Source organism: uncultured Dechloromonas sp., from assembly GCF_945957265.1.
In the GTDB taxonomy this organism is placed as follows: domain Bacteria; phylum Pseudomonadota; class Gammaproteobacteria; order Burkholderiales; family Rhodocyclaceae; genus Azonexus.
In genome coordinates this window covers 18,591-35,302 of sequence record NZ_CAMFKO010000025.1, presented here as the reverse complement: position 1 = coordinate 35,302, position 16,712 = coordinate 18,591, and the positions used below count along the sequence as shown (strand labels likewise).

At 67.8% G+C, this 16,712-nt stretch carries 21 protein-coding genes and 2 riboswitches; of the genes, 1 reads left to right on the top strand and 20 read right to left on the bottom strand.

Going from position 1 to position 16,712, the window contains the following annotated elements; all coding sequences use genetic code 11:
• Positions 1–86 precede the first annotated feature (86 nt).
• From Q0P59_RS13465 to Q0P59_RS13375, 19 genes are all read right to left on the bottom strand, one after another.
• A complete protein-coding gene (locus Q0P59_RS13465) occupies positions 87–287 on the bottom strand; it encodes a hypothetical protein (protein ID WP_295007084.1) in 201 nt (66 codons plus the stop codon).
• 1 nt (position 288) lies between these two features.
• Positions 289–2,403 carry a TonB-dependent receptor gene (locus Q0P59_RS13460; RefSeq protein ID WP_295007082.1) on the bottom strand — a complete coding sequence of 705 codons (2,115 nt, stop codon included), beginning with the start codon at positions 2,401–2,403 and terminating at the stop codon, positions 289–291.
• 125 nt (positions 2,404–2,528) lie between these two features.
• Positions 2,529–2,813: riboswitch (cobalamin riboswitch) on the bottom strand.
• A 26-nt stretch (positions 2,814–2,839) separates the two neighbouring features.
• Positions 2,840–3,217: a ferredoxin gene (locus Q0P59_RS13455; protein WP_295007080.1), complete on the bottom strand. Its 378-nt coding sequence runs from the start codon at positions 3,215–3,217 to the stop codon at positions 2,840–2,842.
• Complete coding sequence (cobJ, locus tag Q0P59_RS13450; protein WP_295007078.1) at positions 3,207–4,205, bottom strand: precorrin-3B C(17)-methyltransferase; 999 nt, start codon at positions 4,203–4,205, stop codon at positions 3,207–3,209. The genes Q0P59_RS13455 and cobJ overlap by 11 nt, the downstream gene beginning before the upstream one ends.
• Positions 4,202–4,597 carry a cobalamin biosynthesis protein gene (locus Q0P59_RS13445; RefSeq protein ID WP_295007076.1) on the bottom strand — a complete coding sequence of 132 codons (396 nt, stop codon included), beginning with the start codon at positions 4,595–4,597 and terminating at the stop codon, positions 4,202–4,204. Before Q0P59_RS13445 ends, cobJ begins: the two co-directional genes overlap by 4 nt.
• 277 nt (positions 4,598–4,874) lie before the next feature.
• On the bottom strand, positions 4,875–5,606 hold the full coding sequence (locus Q0P59_RS13440; RefSeq protein WP_295007074.1) for a cobalamin biosynthesis central domain-containing protein: 732 nt from the start codon (positions 5,604–5,606) through the stop codon (positions 4,875–4,877).
• Between the two features lie 39 nt (positions 5,607–5,645).
• Positions 5,646–6,446: a precorrin-2 C(20)-methyltransferase gene (gene cobI / locus Q0P59_RS13435; protein WP_295007072.1), complete on the bottom strand. Its 801-nt coding sequence runs from the start codon at positions 6,444–6,446 to the stop codon at positions 5,646–5,648.
• Complete coding sequence (gene cbiE / locus Q0P59_RS13430; protein ID WP_295007070.1) at positions 6,443–7,738, bottom strand: precorrin-6y C5,15-methyltransferase (decarboxylating) subunit CbiE; 1,296 nt, start codon at positions 7,736–7,738, stop codon at positions 6,443–6,445. Before cbiE ends, cobI begins: the two co-directional genes overlap by 4 nt.
• A complete protein-coding gene (locus tag Q0P59_RS13425; protein ID WP_295007068.1) occupies positions 7,725–8,915 on the bottom strand; it encodes a cobalt-precorrin-5B (C(1))-methyltransferase in 1,191 nt (396 codons plus the stop codon). Before Q0P59_RS13425 ends, cbiE begins: the two co-directional genes overlap by 14 nt.
• A gap of 18 nt (positions 8,916–8,933) precedes the next feature.
• A complete protein-coding gene (locus Q0P59_RS13420; RefSeq protein ID WP_295007066.1) occupies positions 8,934–9,617 on the bottom strand; it encodes a precorrin-8X methylmutase in 684 nt (227 codons plus the stop codon).
• Positions 9,618–9,633: 16 nt separating this feature from the next.
• Positions 9,634–10,572, bottom strand: coding sequence for a CbiX/SirB N-terminal domain-containing protein (locus tag Q0P59_RS13415; protein ID WP_295007063.1), 939 nt, complete (start codon positions 10,570–10,572; stop codon positions 9,634–9,636).
• Between the two features lie 16 nt (positions 10,573–10,588).
• Positions 10,589–11,017: a carboxymuconolactone decarboxylase family protein gene (locus Q0P59_RS13410; RefSeq protein WP_295007061.1), complete on the bottom strand. Its 429-nt coding sequence runs from the start codon at positions 11,015–11,017 to the stop codon at positions 10,589–10,591.
• A gap of 14 nt (positions 11,018–11,031) precedes the next feature.
• The gene (gene cobM / locus Q0P59_RS13405; protein ID WP_295007059.1) at positions 11,032–11,817 is read right to left on the bottom strand and encodes a precorrin-4 C(11)-methyltransferase; all 786 of its coding nucleotides are present in this window, start codon (positions 11,815–11,817) and stop codon (positions 11,032–11,034) included.
• A gap of 31 nt (positions 11,818–11,848) precedes the next feature.
• Positions 11,849–12,727, bottom strand: coding sequence for an ABC transporter ATP-binding protein (locus Q0P59_RS13400; protein ID WP_295007057.1), 879 nt, complete (start codon positions 12,725–12,727; stop codon positions 11,849–11,851).
• Positions 12,724–13,464, bottom strand: coding sequence for a cobalt ECF transporter T component CbiQ (cbiQ, locus tag Q0P59_RS13395; protein WP_295007055.1), 741 nt, complete (start codon positions 13,462–13,464; stop codon positions 12,724–12,726). Before cbiQ ends, Q0P59_RS13400 begins: the two co-directional genes overlap by 4 nt.
• Positions 13,454–13,774 (bottom strand): energy-coupling factor ABC transporter substrate-binding protein, encoded by a 321-nt coding sequence (locus Q0P59_RS13390; protein ID WP_295007052.1) that lies wholly within the window; start codon positions 13,772–13,774, stop codon positions 13,454–13,456. Before Q0P59_RS13390 ends, cbiQ begins: the two co-directional genes overlap by 11 nt.
• On the bottom strand, positions 13,771–14,445 hold the full coding sequence (locus Q0P59_RS13385; protein WP_295007050.1) for an energy-coupling factor ABC transporter permease: 675 nt from the start codon (positions 14,443–14,445) through the stop codon (positions 13,771–13,773). The genes Q0P59_RS13390 and Q0P59_RS13385 overlap by 4 nt, the downstream gene beginning before the upstream one ends.
• 130 nt (positions 14,446–14,575) lie before the next feature.
• Positions 14,576–14,786: riboswitch (cobalamin riboswitch) on the bottom strand.
• A gap of 70 nt (positions 14,787–14,856) precedes the next feature.
• Positions 14,857–15,351 carry a DUF411 domain-containing protein gene (locus tag Q0P59_RS13380; RefSeq protein ID WP_295007048.1) on the bottom strand — a complete coding sequence of 165 codons (495 nt, stop codon included), beginning with the start codon at positions 15,349–15,351 and terminating at the stop codon, positions 14,857–14,859.
• Positions 15,345–15,818, bottom strand: a complete 474-nt coding sequence (locus tag Q0P59_RS13375; protein ID WP_295007046.1) for an ankyrin repeat domain-containing protein — start codon at positions 15,816–15,818, stop codon at positions 15,345–15,347. The genes Q0P59_RS13380 and Q0P59_RS13375 overlap by 7 nt, the downstream gene beginning before the upstream one ends.
• A gap of 131 nt (positions 15,819–15,949) precedes the next feature.
• Between Q0P59_RS13375 and Q0P59_RS13370 the strand changes: the two genes are divergently transcribed.
• Positions 15,950–16,228, top strand: coding sequence for an acylphosphatase (locus Q0P59_RS13370; protein ID WP_295007044.1), 279 nt, complete (start codon positions 15,950–15,952; stop codon positions 16,226–16,228).
• A gap of 27 nt (positions 16,229–16,255) precedes the next feature.
• On the opposite strand, the gene Q0P59_RS13365 is transcribed toward Q0P59_RS13370, so the two are convergent.
• Positions 16,256–16,705, bottom strand: a complete 450-nt coding sequence (locus Q0P59_RS13365) for a MaoC family dehydratase (RefSeq protein WP_295007041.1) — start codon at positions 16,703–16,705, stop codon at positions 16,256–16,258.
• Positions 16,706–16,712: the final 7 nt, after the last annotated feature.

The window sequence follows — 16,712 nt, the reverse complement described above, 5'->3', positions numbered from 1 at the left end:
CGCTACAGTCCGCAATGGCCGAATCTCCGTCCCTTGCCGTACCAAAAGAATTCTGGTCAGGCGATGCCATGCCAGTGTTACCCCGCTTACGGGCAACCCGGCAGCCCGAACGACTGCCAGGCTGCTCGTGGAGAAAGCCTGACGCTACCGGCGGCAAGCTGTTCCAACTCCATCAGTAGGGGGCGGGTGACGAAGCGCATGATGATTCCGGAAACGAACCAGCCCAGCGCCATGCCGAGCCAGCAGTAGCCGAGATGCAGCCAGCGTGTCAGCGCCGCCCCCTTCATCTCAGAACTTCAGTTCGGCGACCAGATCGAAGCGGCGCGCCTGGCCCAGCACGAATTGCTGGTCGCCGTAGGACGTGGTGGCATAGACCTTGTCCGTCAGGTTGCGGCCGAACAGGCGTAGTGTCGTGCGCTGGTCGACTTTCCAGGCGAGGGCGGCGTCGGCGACGACGTAGCCGGGCATGACCGCGCTGTTGGCGTTGTCGGCATAACGCTTGCCGACGTAGCGGCCGCCGAGCGAAGCCTGGAACTGGCCGAAACGGTAGTGCCCCCACAGGTTGGCGACCTGCTCGGGAACGTCGGTGGGCCGGTTGCCGGCGCGGTTGGCGCCACCGGCTTCGAGCAGTTCGTCGTAGCGGGCTTGGAGGACGGTGTAGTTGCCCTCGAAGCGCCAGTTTTTCCACGGCGCGATGGCGGCGCTCAGTTCGATGCCTTGCGAATGCTGGCTGCCGCCCTGGATCGAGCGGGCCGGATTGGCCGGGTCGCGCGTGATGATGTCGTCCTTGTCGATGCGGAACACGGCGGCGGTCCATTCGCCGAGGCCGTTGCCCAGGCCCTGCTTGATGCCGGCTTCGACCTGGCGGCCCTTGGTCAGCGAGAAGTCGCGGTTGGCCAGGTTGAGCGTGACGATGCTGGTCACCGGGTCGTGGCCGGCGCTGGCCTGGGCATAGAGGCTGGTGGACGGGGTCAGGTGGTGCGTCAGGCCGAGGCGCCAGGCATTGCCGTCGAGCGTCTTGTCGAGGTTGCCGCTGCTGCCGGTCAGGCTGCGGCGCGAGACGTCGGCCGAGTCGCGGCGGAAGCCGGCGAGCAGCAGCCAGCGTTCGCCAAGTTGCCAGGCATCTTCGGCATAGAAGGCGTTGAGCGTGGTCTCGGTCTGGTATTTCGGGAAGGTCAGTTCGCCGCCGAGAAAGCTGCCATGGGCGGGATTGCTCGCATCGACCGTGGTGCTGCCGCTGAACGCGAAGTTGTTGGTGTGGCGGAAATCGACCTTGGCGACCTCCCAGCCGAACACGGCGCGATGCTGCCCGCTGCGGACGGCGGCCTCGAGGCGGTTGCCGGTCTGCTCCATGTCGTGCTTGATTTCCAGGTAGTCGGAGCGGTCGACCGTCCGGTTCGCCGGGTTGAGGCTGTATTGCTCGACGTTCTTCCAGTGACGCTTGGCCTCGAAGTGGTAGACCTCGTCGCGCAGGGTCAGCCAGTCGGCGGCGTGCCACTCGGCACGGCCGCGCAGGCGCTTGTCTTCGTACACGATGGCGCTGTCCTCGACGTTGTAGTTTTCGCGGCGCAGGCTGCTGTCGATGCGGCCGTTGTTCAGCGGCGTGCCCCAGTAGCGCTCGGGCTTCTGTTTGCTGTAATCGGCAATCAGCTCGAAGCGCAGGTCGCTGCTCGGCTGCAGGCGCAAGGTGCTCATCAGCTTGCCGCCGCTCGACTGCCCGAGGTCGCGCTCGCCGTCGGCAAGGTGGCCGTAGGCATCGACCCGGAAGCTGCCGATCTCGCCGAACCCGCCTGTGCCGCCCAGGCCGGCGAGGGCGCTGCCGTCGGTGCCGATGCCGAACAGCGCCTCGGCGCTGGCATCGCGGCTAGGCGCCTTGCGCACGGCGTTGATCGTGGCGCCCACCGTGCCGCTGCCGTACACCACCGAAGCCGGCCCGCGCAGGACGTCGATGCGCTCGTAACCCCAACTGTCGCTGGGGTGGGTTTGCGTGCCGGCACCGGTCGACAGGCGCAGGCCGTCTTCGGCCAGGCCGACCGAATTGGTGCCGGTAAAGCCGCGTGCCGAGAACGACATGCCGCCATTGCCGCCGGAGCCGATGCCGGTCAGGCCGGTGCTGCGGGTGATGGCATCGGCGACGCGGTAGTCGCCGCGTTCCTGGATGCTGAGGCTATCGACCCCTTCGATGCTGGCCGGCAATTCGCGGGCGGTGAGGCCGGTCCGGCTGCCGCTGGTCGCGGCTTGTTCGAGGCCGAGGCCCGCAGCGTTGGCCGGGGCGCTGACGGTGACCGGCGACAGCGTCGTCTGGGCGGTCGCCACGGGTGCCGCCAGGGCGCAGCAGATCGCCAGGTAAAGCGGATGATGCGCCGGGCGCGGGTGGGAAATACGGTATTGCGTGTGCTGCATGGTCAAACTCCAGGGTTCGACCGTCTACACGAAGAGGATGACATGCGCAGCCCTGCGGGCTTGTCGCCTTTGCCGGCCTCTGCTCCCCGCAGACGGTCTGTTGCAAAAAGCCCGGGCCAACTGGCCGCAGGCAATGTTCAACAGGCCGGTCTCCGGGCTGGCAAGTCGGTCCCTACGAATAGAGGCCGGGCGCATCGCCTTCCCGAACCGTTCGCGCGCGTCTTGCGACGCCACGTGGCGATCCAGTGGCTGGCCGTTCGGGAGAACGACCGTGATGCACCTGCACTTGCTTACCGTTGCGGGGGCAGCCAGGGCTTTGCGGCGGAGCTTGTCGATCCGTGCCACGCACCCTGTTCCCGTTTAACCCGAACCGCTGTCGCGGCTCGGGCACCTGTTGCGTTTTCCGCCAGCCGTCAGCCGGCCAGCGGGGTATTGGTTATAACGATGCCTCGGCGTCGCCGCCGTTGCGATGAAAGACCAGGTCCTCGACGACACGACCGCCTTTCAGGTGCTGCTCGACGATGCGATCCATGTTTTCATCGGTGACGTTGTAGTACCACACGCCATCCGGCTGCACGGCGACGATCGGGCCGCCCTGGCAGGCGGCGACGCAGCCGGTGCGCGTGCGCTTGACGCGGGCCGGGCCGGCATCGACGCCGAGGCCGGCGGCGCGGAACTTGGCCTGCAGCGCATTGAACAAGGCCTCGCCTTCGCCGTTCTGCGTGCAGCGCGGGCCGGTGCAGATCAGCACCTGCCGGCTGTAGTCGCGGATCTTCGGCTTGACGACCTGGTCGGCGTCGCGTTCAGCCTTCAATCTCGTTCTCCTCGCCTTCCGACGGCACTTCGGCCTGCAGCACGGCGGCGATGTAGTCCTCGGGCAGGCGGTATTCGGCGGCCAGCTCGGCAGCGTTCCTGCCGCTCGCCTGGATCGCCGCCATCCAGCCGTTGAGGCCGGTGGACAGCGAACGGCCGGCCTGCTCGCCGTCGTGTGTGTTGCGCTCGCCGTCCTCGACCGCGTACTTGTTGGCGTAGCCGCGCGGCGTCACCATCAGGCCGTGCTTGATGAAGGTGTTGGAATTGCCGATGAGCACCGTGGACAGCATGCCGATGTCGGCCTCGGCCATCTTGTCCAGCGTCGTCAGTTGGATGCGCTGCTTGGGGCGGTAGCCCGACTTGACGATGGCGACCGGCGTCTGCGGATCGCGGTGGCGCAGGAAGATGCGCTGGGCTTCGACGATCTGCTGGGTGCGGCGGCCGCTCTTCGGGTTGTACAGCGCGACGACGAAATCGGCGTAGGCCACGGCGTCGAGGCGGCGGGCAATGGTCGGCCACGGCGTCAGCAGGTCGGACAGCGAAATGGCGCAGAAATCGTGGGTCAGCGGCGCGCCGACCAGCGCGGCGCAGGTGTTGAGCGCCGAGGCGCCGGGAATGATCTCGACCTCGATGTCCGAATCCGGCGTCCACCCGGCCTGGAACAGCACTTCGAAAGTCGGCCCGGCCATGCCGTACACGCCGGCGTCGCCCGAGGAAATCAGCGCCACCTTCTTGCCCTGGCGGGCGCGGTCGAGCGATTCGATGGCGCGGTCGAGCTCCTCGGTCATCGACTTCTTGATCACCTCCTTGCCCTCGACCAGGTCGGCGACCAGGCGGATGTAGGTGACGTAGCCGATGATCGTGTCGGCCTCGGCAATCGCCGCGCGGGCGCGGGCGGTCAGGTGGTCGTTGCTGCCCGGGCCGAGGCCGACGAGCATGATCTTGCCGGTTTTCACGGCGGCGGGGGCGATGGTTTCAGGTGCGTTCATAGCGGAATCCTTGCAATGGAGACGGTGGCGTTGCGGCCGTCCGGGCCGCGCAGCTTGTGTTTTTCGATGATCAGATGGGTCTGGTCGGCGCCTGCGACGAGAATCGCCGCCGCTTCCGAGACGGAAGGCGTGCCGGTGTACTTGCGCACGGTTTCCGAGGGGTTGGGGACGGCGACCGCGGCCAGGTCGGCGGCGGGGTAAAAGCGGATGGTCCAGCCGTTGGTTTGGGCGACTTCGGTCAGGCCGATTTCGTCGGCCTTGAGGTCGATCGAGGCGACGGCGCGTACGTCGGCCAGCGCGGCGCCGGCTTTGGCCAGTGCCTCGGCTATGCACTGGGCGATGGTGCTGGCCGGGGTGCCTCGGTCGCAGCCGAGGCCGAGGGCGATTTTCATACCGTATCCCCGTGACCCAGGTCGTTGCGGAGCGCCCCCTCCCCCATTGCGAGCGCCGAGCAGCGCAGACCGGCCGGGGGCAGTCGGTTCGCAATGTTTGAGCCGCAGGCGAGTTTTGCGAACCGCACGGCCAGTTGAGCAGCGCAGGGAACCGGGCCAGCGGCCCGGCGCGAACGTTGGGGTCGCCTTTCTTTGCTTACTTTCTTTGGCGAAGCAAAGAAAGTAAGACGCCGCTCAACGGCGGAAAACAACGGTTGGGACGTGCTCATGCCGTCATTCACGGGCGATACACAACACGGCGGCCGCCAAGCTGCGCCGCGATTCCGGCCGGCATCTCGCGCTGGCTGACCCACAGCACGGCAGCGAACCGTTCCAGCGGCACGTCTTCCAGCTTGCCGAACTGCGTCACGTTGGCCGGCAGCGGCCCCTTGCGGCCGTTGGCGTGCTTCGCCCACCAGTCGGTGCTGCCGGCTTCCTGGACGAGGGCGACGGCTTCGTCGTTCACCATCGCCGCGCTGCAGCGGACGATTTCGTCGTGGCTGGCGTCGAAGGTCCAGCCCAGTTCGCGGCCGAGCAGGTCGACGGCGATGGTTTCGCGGGCGTCCGAGGCGGTGGTCAGCACGGCTTGCGCGCCGAGCGCCGTGGCGAGGTGGCCGGCGAGCTGGTTGGCGCCGCCGAGGTGGCCGGAGAGCATGGGGATGACGAACTTGCCGGCTTCGTCGATGACGACCACGGCCGGGTCGGTTTCCTTGTTCTTCAGGTGCGGCGCAATGAGGCGGACGACGGCGCCGAGCGAGACGATGCAGACGATGCCGTCGAAGGCGGCGAACAGCGCCGGCACCTGGTCGCCGACCTTGCCCTCGTAGCAATGGAAGGCGCCGGGGGCGGCGTTTCCGCCTTCGGCACGGAATTTTTCGGGGCAGAAGAGCTGGGCACCCGGCAGCGCGGCAACGACCTTGCCGGCCAGCGCGATGCCGTGTTTGGTAATCGAGACGACGGCGATTTTCATGGAAGGGTTCTCTGTTGGGGTTGGTTTTTTATGGGTTTGTCAGGCTTCGACCGCGGCGGAAGCATCGACGGCTTCCTTGCGCTTGCGGCAGCCGCGGCGCAGTTCGCCGCGCACGCGCTTGGGGTTCTGGACCAGCATCAGCGACAGGTAGTTGACCTTCTCGCCCTTCAGGCTGGCGATATCGCGGATGACGCGCTCGTCCGGCGAGCCGACCTTTTCGATGAACACCGAGGTGGCGAGCAGGTCGCGCCTTTCCAGCAGTTCGATGACCTCGTCGACCAGCGGCTTGACCTTGAGCAGGGCCAGGGTGTCGAACTCGTCGAGCAGGTGGTCGATGACCTCGACCCCGTAGGCGGCGGGGATGATGGCGAAGGTTTCGTCTTCCTCTGCCAGCACGGTGCCGGTAGTTGCGGCGGCGGCGGCGAAGGAGGAAACGCCGGGGATGGTCTCGACCTCGATTTCCGGCACCAGCTCGCGGACGACACGGGCGAGGTGGCCGAAGGTGGCGAAGGTGGAGGCGTCGCCTTCGACCAGGAAGACCAGGTCGCGGCCCTCGGCGAGCAGTTCGACGGTCTGCACGGCGGCGCGGCTCCAGGCCTTGGCCAGGATTTCCGCGTCGCGCGTCATCGGGAAGACCAGTTCGACCGCGTCGCCCGGCACGACGATGCCGCCGCGTTCGACGATGGACAGCGCGTAGGACGATTCCTCGGCCTTCTTGACCGGGTACAGCCAGCGGGCGCCGGATTGCAGCGCCGCCCAGGCGCGGCGGGTGATCAGTTCGGGGTCGCCGGGGCCGAGCGAGGCGCCGATCAGCTTGCCGTAGCGTTTTTGTTCAGTCATGCGGATTCCTTGTTGTCGTTCCAGGCCGTCACCACCCACACCGGGTTTTGCGCGGCCATGCGGTGCATGTCGAGGATGGGCTGGCTGCGGCTGGCCTGCAGTTGCACCACGTCCCAGCCGGCGCCCAGTTCCTGCAGCGTGGCGGTGGCGGTGGCCAGGTTTTCCAGGGTCACGAAGTTCATGACCAGCCGGCCGCCGGGTTTCAGGCGGCCGAGGATGAGCTTGATCAGTTCGCCCAGTTCGCCGCCCGAACCGCCGATGAACACGGCGTCCGGGTCCGGCCAGGTGTCGAGCAGGGCCGGCGCCTTGCCCTCGCACAGCGTGTAGTTGCCGATGCGGAACCGCGCCGCGTTGGCGCGGGCGTTGGCCGCGTCGCCCTCGTTCTTCTCGATCGCCCAGACGTGGCCGTTGGCGGCCAGGCGGGCGCATTCGAGGCCGACCGAGCCGGAACCGGCGCCGATGTCCCAGACCAGGCTGTCCGCTGTGATGCGCAGCTTGGCCAGCGACAGGGCGCGGGCTTCCTGCTTGGTGATCAGGCCCTTTTCCGGCGAGCGCTGGATGTAGTCGAGATCGTCGAGGCCGAAGAACGGGCGCGCCGCATCCGGCGTGCGTTCGACGAGCACCACGTTGGGTTGCGGAAACTGCATGGCGGCCGCTTCCTCGGCGCTCAGGCCGGTGAAGATCGCTTCGTCGGGCAGCAGCAGGCGGCAGGCGACCGAGAGCTTGACCTCGCCACCATAGCCGGCGGCGATCAGCGCCCGGGCCAGCCGGTCCGGCGTGTTTTCCGGGCCGGTGAACAGCGCCACGCGGGGATGCCGGGCGATGGCCCGCATCAGCTTGTAGAGGCCGTGTTCCGGCGTCGCGCCGACGAACCACTCGCCGGCGTCGGCGCTGTGGCAGGTCGAAATCGTCACGTCCTGCCAGGCCGTCTTGAAGCGGGCAAAGGCAAGTTGCAGGGTCGACACGGCGGGGATGATCGCGAAGCCGTCGCGGCCGAGCTTGCCGGTCAGCCACGAGGCGATGCCGTGGCACAGCGGGTCGCCGGTGGCCAGCGCGACGGCGCTCTTCCCCTGTTCGCGGGCGTTCTGGATCCAGCTGGCGACCTGGCCGAGCTTGCCGTCCATGTCGAGGATTTCAGCCCCGGCGGCGAGTTGCGGGCGGACCAGCTCCAGCGTGCGGCCGGCGCCGATGACGACATCGGCGGTCGCCAGGCGCTGGCGCGCGGTGTCGGAAAGGCCGGCCCAGCCGTCATCGAGGATGCCGAGGAGGGTGCATTGTTCAGAGGGCTTCATCTTCATCGACTCGGCAAATGAATTGTCCTTCGAAATCGCAGACCAGCACGGCCAGGCGGTAGTCGCCCGGATACTGGCCCTTGAGGCTGCGGATCGCTTTTTTCGCCAGCTGGCGGTGGAATTCGATGGCCAGCCCGAGATTGGCCAGGCGTTCGGCGGCGAAGCGGGCGGTTTCGGCGGCGCGGATTTCCTCGATCAGGTCGTCCGGGGCGCCGACTTCGCGCGCCGAATCGGCGAGGATGTCGCGGTCCACCTCGGCCTTCCAGGCGTGGGTCACGGCCAGGCCCTGGCACATCTTGGTCAGCTTGCCGACCATGGCGCCGACATATACATTCGGCACGCTGCGCTTGATGGCGCTGGTGAAGGCTGCCTTGACGAAGTCGCCCATCTGCACGAAGCAGGACTCGTCGAGTTCCGGCAGCTGCTTCATGGCGAATTTCTCGGTGCGGCCGCCGGTGGTGAAGATGACGCTGGTCTGCCCCTGCCTGGCGGCGACATCGACGGCCTGCACGACGCTGGCGCGGAAGGCGGCGGTCGAGTAGGGGCGGACGATGCCAGTGGTGCCGAGGATGGAAATGCCGCCCAGGATGCCGAGGCGGGCGTTGAGCGTCTTCTTCGCCATCTCGTCGCCGCCGGGTACCGAAATGGTGACTTCCAGTCCGTCGTGGTCGAGCAGTTCGCCGGCCACGGCGCGCACGTTGTCGACGATGTTGCGGCGCGGCACCGGGTTGATGGCCGGGCCGCCGACTTCGAGGCCGAGGCCGTCCTTGGTCACCACGCCGACGCCGAAACCGCCCTTGAGGACGACCTCGCCGGCCCGGTGCCTGAGGATGCGTACGTCGGCTGTCATGTGCGCGCCGTGCGTCGCATCGGGGTCGTCACCGGCATCCTTGACGATCACCGCATGGGCCAGCCCGGCGCTTTCCTCGACGCTGCCGTCGGTGACGGCAAAATTCGCATCCTGGCCGTTGGGCAGGCGGCAGACGACGCTTTCCGGCACCTCGCTGAGCAGCAGGCCGAGCGTCGCCGCCCGCGCCGCCGCCGCCGAGCAGGCGCCGGTGGTGAAGCCGGTGCGGTTGCCGCGCTCGCGCTTGGCGTCGCCCTTGCGGACTTTTTCCGGTTTGGCGGCCCCGGCAGCCTCAGCGGCGGCGGGGACGGTCTGGCTCTCTTCGTTCATCGTGTGTTGGCCAATGCGTCAGGCGACCTGCTTCTTCTGCGCCGCCTCGGCCAGCGACAGCATGGCGTGGATGGCCGCGACGACCAGCGTCGAGCCGCCCTTGCGGCCCTTGATGGCGACCCACGGCACGTCGTTCACCGTCATCATCAGGTCCTTCGATTCGGCGGCCGAGACGAAGCCGACCGGCATGGCGACGACCAGCGCCGGGCGCACGCCTTCTTCGCGGATCAGGCGCACCAGTTCGATCAGCGCCGTCGGCGCATTGCCGATGCCGACGATGGCGCCGTCGAGCTTGCCCAGACGGTGCGCCTTGCGCATCGCCTGCACGGCGCGCGTGGTGTCCTCGGCCTTGGCGGCTTCGATGACATCCTCGTCGGAAATGTAGTGGTGCGTGCTCAGGCCGAAATGCTTGAGGCGCGGCTTGGAGAGGCCGACGCAGATCATCTCGACGTCGGCGACGATGGGCGTGTTGCCCTTGAGCACGGCCTCGAAGCCGGCGCGCATGGCTGCGGGGTGGAAGGCGGTCAGGCCGTTGAACTCGAAGTCGGCATTGGCGTGGATCATCCGGCGCACCAGCGGCCACTGCTCGTCGGTGTAGGCGTGCGGGCCGGCTTCGGCGTCGATCACGGCGAAGGATTCGTGTTCGATGGCGCGGCCGGCGGCGGTCAGTTGTTCGGTAGCGGTATTGAATTGCGTGGTCATGCTCGTCTCCTGGCGATCAGTCGTGTTTGTGGGCGCAGCCGTGGGTTTGGGTAGATGCGTGCGCATGGCCGTGATCCTGTCCTTGATGGTGATCATGGGCGTGCGCGCAAGCTCCGGTGGCGGTGTGGCTGTGGTCGTGCAGGTGTTCGTCCTCGGCCAGCTCGCGGTACTTGCAGCCGTCGCATTCGAGCATGCCGCCTTCGGGGAGCTCGCCACCGACCTTTGCGTCGAGCAGGTCGAAGATGCCCTTGTCGAAGCCGAAGTGGCTGCCCAGCGCGAAGGCGACCTGCGGGTACTGCGCCCGCAGGCGGGCGACCTGCTCCTGGATGCGCTCGATGAGCACGCCGGTGAACAGGTACACCGGCACGATGGCGATCTGCATCATGCCCAGCCTGACCTGGCGCTGGACCACGGTTTCCAGGCGCGGCCAGGTGACGCCGGTGAAGGCGAGGTCGACCAGCTCGTGATCGTTGTCCTCGAAAATCCAGCGTGCCATCTTGGCCAGTTCGCCGTTGGCGCCGGCATCCGACGAGCCGCGCCCGAGCAGGATGACGCCGGTGGTCATTGGGTCGGGGACGGCCAGTTGCTTCATCAGGCGGTCGAGCTGGCCCTGCAGCACGGCAAAGATCTCGCGCCCCATGCCGAGGTGGCGGGTGACCACGAATTCGACCTCGGGATGGCGCGCCCGCGCTTCCTCCAGCGCATGCGGCAGCTCCATCTTGACGTGGCCGGCGGCGTTGAGGATGAAGGGGATCGCCACCACGCGCCGGGCGCCGCGCGCGGCGCGGTCGAGCCCCTCGTCGAGCAGCACGTCGGCGTGCTCGATGAAGCACACCTCGATGCGCCATTCGGGGTTGCGCTCGCGCCACTGGGCGGCGAAGTTGATGGTTTCCTTGTTGCCTTCGCGGCCGCGCGAACCGTGGCCGATCAGCAGGAGGGTGGTGTCGTTTGTCATCGAGTCGTTTTCCGGATTACTGGCGCATGGCGATGGCCAGCCGATTGAGTGCGTTCATGTTGGCGATGGCGAAGGTGAGATCGGATATCTCCTGCGCCGAAAACTGTGCGGCGAGCGGCGCGTAATCGGCATCCGCAGCGTGCGTGCCGGAAACCGCCGTCAGCGCTTCGGCCCAGTTCAGGGCAGCCCGTTCGCGCGGGCTGTAGGCGTCGCTGGCGTGCCAGCCGGCCACCATGTCCAGCTTGTCCTGGGGGAAACCCTTGTCGCGCAGGGCCTTGCTGTGTTTCTTGAGGCAGAAGGCGCAACCGTTGATCTGCGAGATGCGCAGGTAGACGAGTTCGATCAGCTCGCTGCCGAGGGTGCTTTTCTCCAGATAGGCGCCGATGGCGCGGAAGTGCTGGAGCGCTTCGGCGGACAGGTCGTAGTAGGGAAGGCGGAGCGACATGGTGGTCTCCTGGGTCAGGTGTTCGGGCTTGCCTTGCGGAAGCGGTGCCCGAAGCTCGGGTCGTAGAGCTTGGAGCGGATCAGGTCGGGCCAGTCGGCGGCGCCCAGGGTTGGGCTGGCGACGATCATGGCCTGGCTGGCGATCTTCTCGTCCTGGCATTTCCGCTTGATGTCCTTGATCGTGCCGCGCACGATTTTTTCCTCACCCGGCCAGCTCGCCTTCTGCACCACGAGGATGGGCGCATCCTCGCTCCAGCCGGCGGTGAGCAGCGCCTCCTGGACCTTGTGCAGCAGGGTGATCGACAGGTAGATGCACAGCGTCGTCTTGTGCGCGGCCAGGGCTTCCAGCTCCTCGCCCGGCGGCATCGGCGTGCGGCCGGCGACGCGGGTGAGGATCACCGTCTGCGTCACTTCCGGCAGGGTCAGCGTTTCGCCGGCGGCGGCCAGCGAGGCCATGGCCGAGGAAACGCCGGGCACCACCGCCCATTCGATGCAGGCGGCGGTCAGCGGCCGCGTCATCTCGATCAGCGCGCCGTACAGGCCGGGGTCGCCGGTTTGCAGGCGGACCACCGTTTCGTGTTTCTCGGCGGCGGCGATCAGCCAGTCGGTCATTTCTTCCAGCGTCATGTCCTTGGAGTCGCGGATCTCGCAGCCCTCGGGCGCGAACAGCGTCGCCGCCTGGTCGACCAGCGAACCGGCGAAGAGCACCGCTCCGGCTTCCTCGAGCAGCTTGCGCCCCTTGACGGTGATCAGGTCGGGGTCGCCGGGGCCGGCGCCGACAAACCAGATTTTCCCGCTCATCGGATGGCGCTCCGGCAAGAGGCAGCGTGGTTCAGGCAATCGTGCATGGGTTTTCCTCGGGTTGAAGCGCCCCGGGCAGCATCGCCAGCAGGGCATCGGTGGAGCGGGGCGGCGGCTCGGCAGGGACCAGGCCCTGCGCGGCGAGCCGGGCGTGCAGCGGGATCACGGCCGGCAGCGGCAAGCCGGCGGCGGCCAGTTCGGCGCTCCGGTGCGGCAGTTCGCCGGCCGGAAAGCTCGCCACGCAACGTCCGGCGGCCATGATGTGAATATGCTCGGCCCAGCGGTAGGCGAAATCGACATCGTGCGTGGACAGCAGGATGCTCATGCCCTGCCCGTGCAGGTCGTCGAGAATCGCCAGCAGGTCGGCCTGCATGGCCGGGTCGAGCCCGGCCTTGGGTTCGTCGAGCACCAGCAGCTCGGGGTGCATGGCCAGCACGCCGGCGATGCAGACGCGCTTTTTCTGCCCGAAGCTGAGCTGATGCACCGGCCGTTCGCCGCTGTCGGCCAGCCCGACGGCGGCCAGGGCAGCGGCGACGCGCCGGCGCACGGTGGCGTCGTCGAGGCCGAGGTTGAGCGGGCCGAAGGAAACGTCCTCGGCGACGCTGGCCGAGAACAGCTGGCGGTCCGGGTTCTGGAAGAGCATGCCGACCCGACTGCGCAAATCGCGCAATCCCGCGCGTCCGTAGTCGACCGCCAGTCCGGCGTAGCGCACCGTCCCGGCGGACGGCCGCAGCAAGCCGTTGGCGTGCTGGAACAGGGTCGTCTTGCCCGATCCGTTGGCGCCGAGCAGCGCATTGCGGCTGCCGCGCAGGATGGCCAGCGAGCAGCCGTCCAGCCCGGGGTTGCCGTCGGCGTAGCGATAGGCCACCTGGTCGAATTGGAGCAGGATGTCGCCGCGCGCCGCCGTCATGCCAGTTGCCCTATCGCGATGAGCAAGGCCCCGGCGGCGAGCGCCAGCAGGCTGTCGCGCCGGGCGTGCGGAAAGGTTCGCGCCATGAAGCGCAGCGGCCCGTCGTTGTTGCGGGCCTGCGCCGCGACATGCAGCGCCTGGGCGCGCTGCCAGACCTGGACGGCCAGGTTGGCGACCAGCCCGGCCAGCGAACGCCAGGCCCGGCGGCGCGTGGCATAGCCGAGACGCGCCGTCTGCGCGGTCAGGGTGTCATGCACTGCGGTCGAGAAAACCGACAGCAGGCGGTAGCCGAGCACCATCAGGTCGAGCAGCAGCGCCGGGGTTTTCAGGCGACGGAGCAGGGCGATCAGGTCGGGCAGCGGCGTCGTCAGCACGAGCAGCAGCAGGGCGGCGAGCCCGGCCAGCGAGCGGCTGCCCACCTGCCCGAGCTGCGCCCCGCCATCGGGGGCGCCGGCCAGGGCCAGCCCGCCGGCTTCGGCGCCGCCCAGCGACAAGGCGAGCGACAGGCTGCTCAGGGCGAGAAAGACGAGGGGCGCCGCCGCCGCCCGCAGATAGGTCGGGACGGGGATGCCGGCGGCCAGGAAGGCCACGGCAACCAGCAGGCCGGCAACCGCCAGCGCGCCGCCCGGCGTCGGTGCGGCAAACGCGGCAATCAGCCCGGCCAGCGCGAACAGCCCCTTGGCTGCCGGCGATACCGGCCGCCAGCGGCTGACGCAGGCGGCGTGCTCAAGGTGCATGGCGATCCTTTTCGGCGGCCCGCCGGAACTTCTCGCGGGTCACCGACACCCCCAGCCAGTAGCCGATGATGCCGGCGCCCAGCGCCGCCTGCAGCGCGAACAGCAGCGACTCGATCTCCTTGCCCGGCGGCGTCAGCAGGGATTCGAACCAGGGCCGGTAGTCGGGGGCGAGTTTGACGATGGCCTGCTGCCCCTGAGCATCGGAGCCGCCGAACAGTTCGCCGCCCGGGGCGGGTTTGTGCACCAGCCACAAGGGCAGCGCCGTGAGCAGCGCGACGGCCAGCAGCAACAGGACGGTACGCCGCTTCATGCCCCGGCCTCGCGGCGGGGCTGGCGCAGCACCAGCAGTTCCTGCGCATTGAAGCGGCGCAGGGCGTTGTAGATGAGCACGGTGAGCAACCCTTCGCTGATCGCCAGGGGAATCTGGGTGAGTGCGAAAATGCCGGCAAACTTGGCGAAGGCGGCGGCAAAACCGCCGACCGGGTCGGGGAAGGCGAAAGCCAGCTGGCCGGCGGTGGTCAGGTAGGTCGCCAGGTCGGCCAGGCAGGCGGCGAGAAAGACGCCGACGCTCGCGGAGGCGCGGCAGGCGGTGGTCAGCCGGAAGACGCCGGCCGCGACGAAGGGACCGACGACGGCCAGCGAGAAGAGATTGGCGCCCAGCGTGGTCAGGCCGCCATGGGCCAGCAGCAGGGCCTGGAAGAGCAGGACGACGAAGCCGATCGGCGCCATCGCCGCCGGCCCGAAGAGGATGGCGCCCAGCCCGGTGCCGGTCGGGTGCGACGAACTGCCGGTCAGCGACGGCAGCTTCAGGGCGGAAAGGATGAAGGAAAAGGCCGCGGCGACGCCGAGCAGCATGCGCAGTTCCGGGTGCTCACGCAGCCGGCGATTGACCGAATGGATGCCGTAGGCGACGAAAGGCGCGGCCGCCAGGCTCCAGCCCACGGCATGCTCGACCGGCAAAAAACCTTCCATGATGTGCATGATTCATCCCGCAGCAGACATCGAAATAGGCCAACGGGGATATGACGGATGCGGGACGGAGGGCGGTGTGCATCCGGAATGGATATGCAACGGCAAGCCAACAGAACCTTTCCCTTTACCCCGGAGAAATGGCACGACACTGGTTTCAGGCCGGTCTTCTGGCTTGCCTTCAATCTTCTCCACCGGCCTTCCCATGCGATGTGCACAGTGGCGTAGGGTGGCATCGTCAGGCCTACAGCAGCGGGGGCTGCGCCGGACTGTCTGCTTGCGCAGGGTCACCGGCTTCCCGTTTCACCTGCCCCACGAGGGTGAGGTCAGGCACCTAAAACTGCGGCGATTCTACTCTGAAATTTCCGGGGTGATAAAGCATTTCGTCATGCGCCCGGCCAGGCGGCCTCCCGGGGAGCGGGTTCAGTGCCGGGCGTAGATCGACGTCTTGCCGTCCTTTTTCACCAGCAGGGTTTCGTAGAACTCGCGCCGTACGCGGGGGGCGGCGGCGCTGTCCTTTTCCAGCATGGTGCAGGCCGTTTCGCAGGTCGGGCTGGAGAATTCGCGGCCGGGCGCGCCGAGCGGCAGACCGGGAACCGCCAGGCCCAGCGCCTTCGGCTTCTCGGCGAGCAGCTCCTTGATCTGGTCGGCGTGGACATGGCCTTCGATGAAATAGCCGGCGACCGTGCCGGTCGGCACGGCCTCCAGGTCGCGCGGCACTTTCAGGCGGCGTTTGACGGCCTCCATGTCGTCCGTCTGCGTCACTTTCACGGTGAAGCCGTTCTGGCGCAGGTGTTCGGCCCATTCGATGCAGGCCAGGCAGACCGTCGGCGTGTAGACCTCGATGACCGGCAGGGGCTGGGCGGCGGTGACCTGGGTGCATAGCAGCGCGAGGAGCAGGGCGAGGCGCTTCAGCATGGCTTGCCCGCCTTGCAGCCCTTCAGTATCCACAGGGAAATGATGCCGGCGGTCTCGTCGGCCTTGACCTTGCGCGCCATGGAGCCGGCATCGCGGCCGTTGTCCGTCTTGGCCAGCGGATCGGCGCCGGCTTCGAGCAGCAGTTGCGTGTGCGTCGTGCGGCTGCCGTAGGCCGCCATGTGCAGCGGCGTCGCGCCGTCGTTGTCGCGGGCGTTGGGATCGGCCTTGGCGGCGATCAGCACCTTCAGCGCGCTGGTGTCCGGATTCATCGCCGCCAGGTGCAGCGGCGTCGAGCCGAGTTCGGTGCGTACGTCGCGCTGCTTGGGGTCGGCCTTGAGCAGCTTGCCGACCTCGGCGCCGGTACCGGTCCGCGCCGCATCGTGGATCGGCCGGTCGTAGCTGGTGGGCTGGCTGACCGCCGGCGCGCTGACGAACGCGGCGAACAGGATGGGAAGCAGTTTTTTCATGGGCGTGGCACTTGTGTCGAGGAAGTCATTGTTCCGGTAGTCTATTGGACAATCCTTGATCTGTCGCAGTTTCGTTATTCCCTAATATAATGATTCCATTGGCGAATCTGGCGGCAAAAGGAGGGAAGGACATGGGGAACATCGCGCGTCATCTGCTCATCGAGGGACGGGTGCAAGGTGTCGGTTATCGCTGGTCGATGCTCGAGCAGGCCCGCCTTCTGGGTGTCAACGGCTGGGTTCGCAATCTCGGCAGCGGCGATGTCGAAGCCATGCTGGCCGGCGAGGAGGAGGCGGTCCTCAAGCTGCTTGCCTGGGCGCAGCGCGGCCCCGCCCATGCCCGGGTCGAACGGATCAATGTATCCATCGGCAGCGGCAACTTCACGGATTTCACGCAGCTGCCCAGTGCCTGAACGGCGGCCCGGCTGCGGGAGGGGCGCTTAGCCCGTCCTGCGGCGCAGCAAGTGATTGACGATGAAGGAGAGTACGGTTTCGCCGCGCTGATTGAGCGCGTGGTATTTCAGGCGGGCGATGCCGCGATCCGGCTTCGAGCTTGACGGGCGCACTTCGAGTACCTCGATTTCGCTGTGCAGGGTGTCGCCCGGCCGGACCGGCGCCAGCCAGCGCAACTCGTCGATCCCCGGCGACCCCATGCTCGACTCGGCCAGCACGCCGGACTGGATGAACAGCCGGAAGCAGATGGCCAGGCTCTGGAAGCCGCTGGCGACCAGCCCGCCGTACGGCGAACCGGCCGCCGCATTGGCGTCGAGATGGAATGCCTGCGGATCGTAGCGCCAGGCGAAGTCGATGATCTCGGCTTCGGTCAGCGTCAGGCCGGGCGAGGTGAAACGCTGGCCGGGAGCCAGGTCGTCGAGGTAGCGGGTATCCATGCGGGCT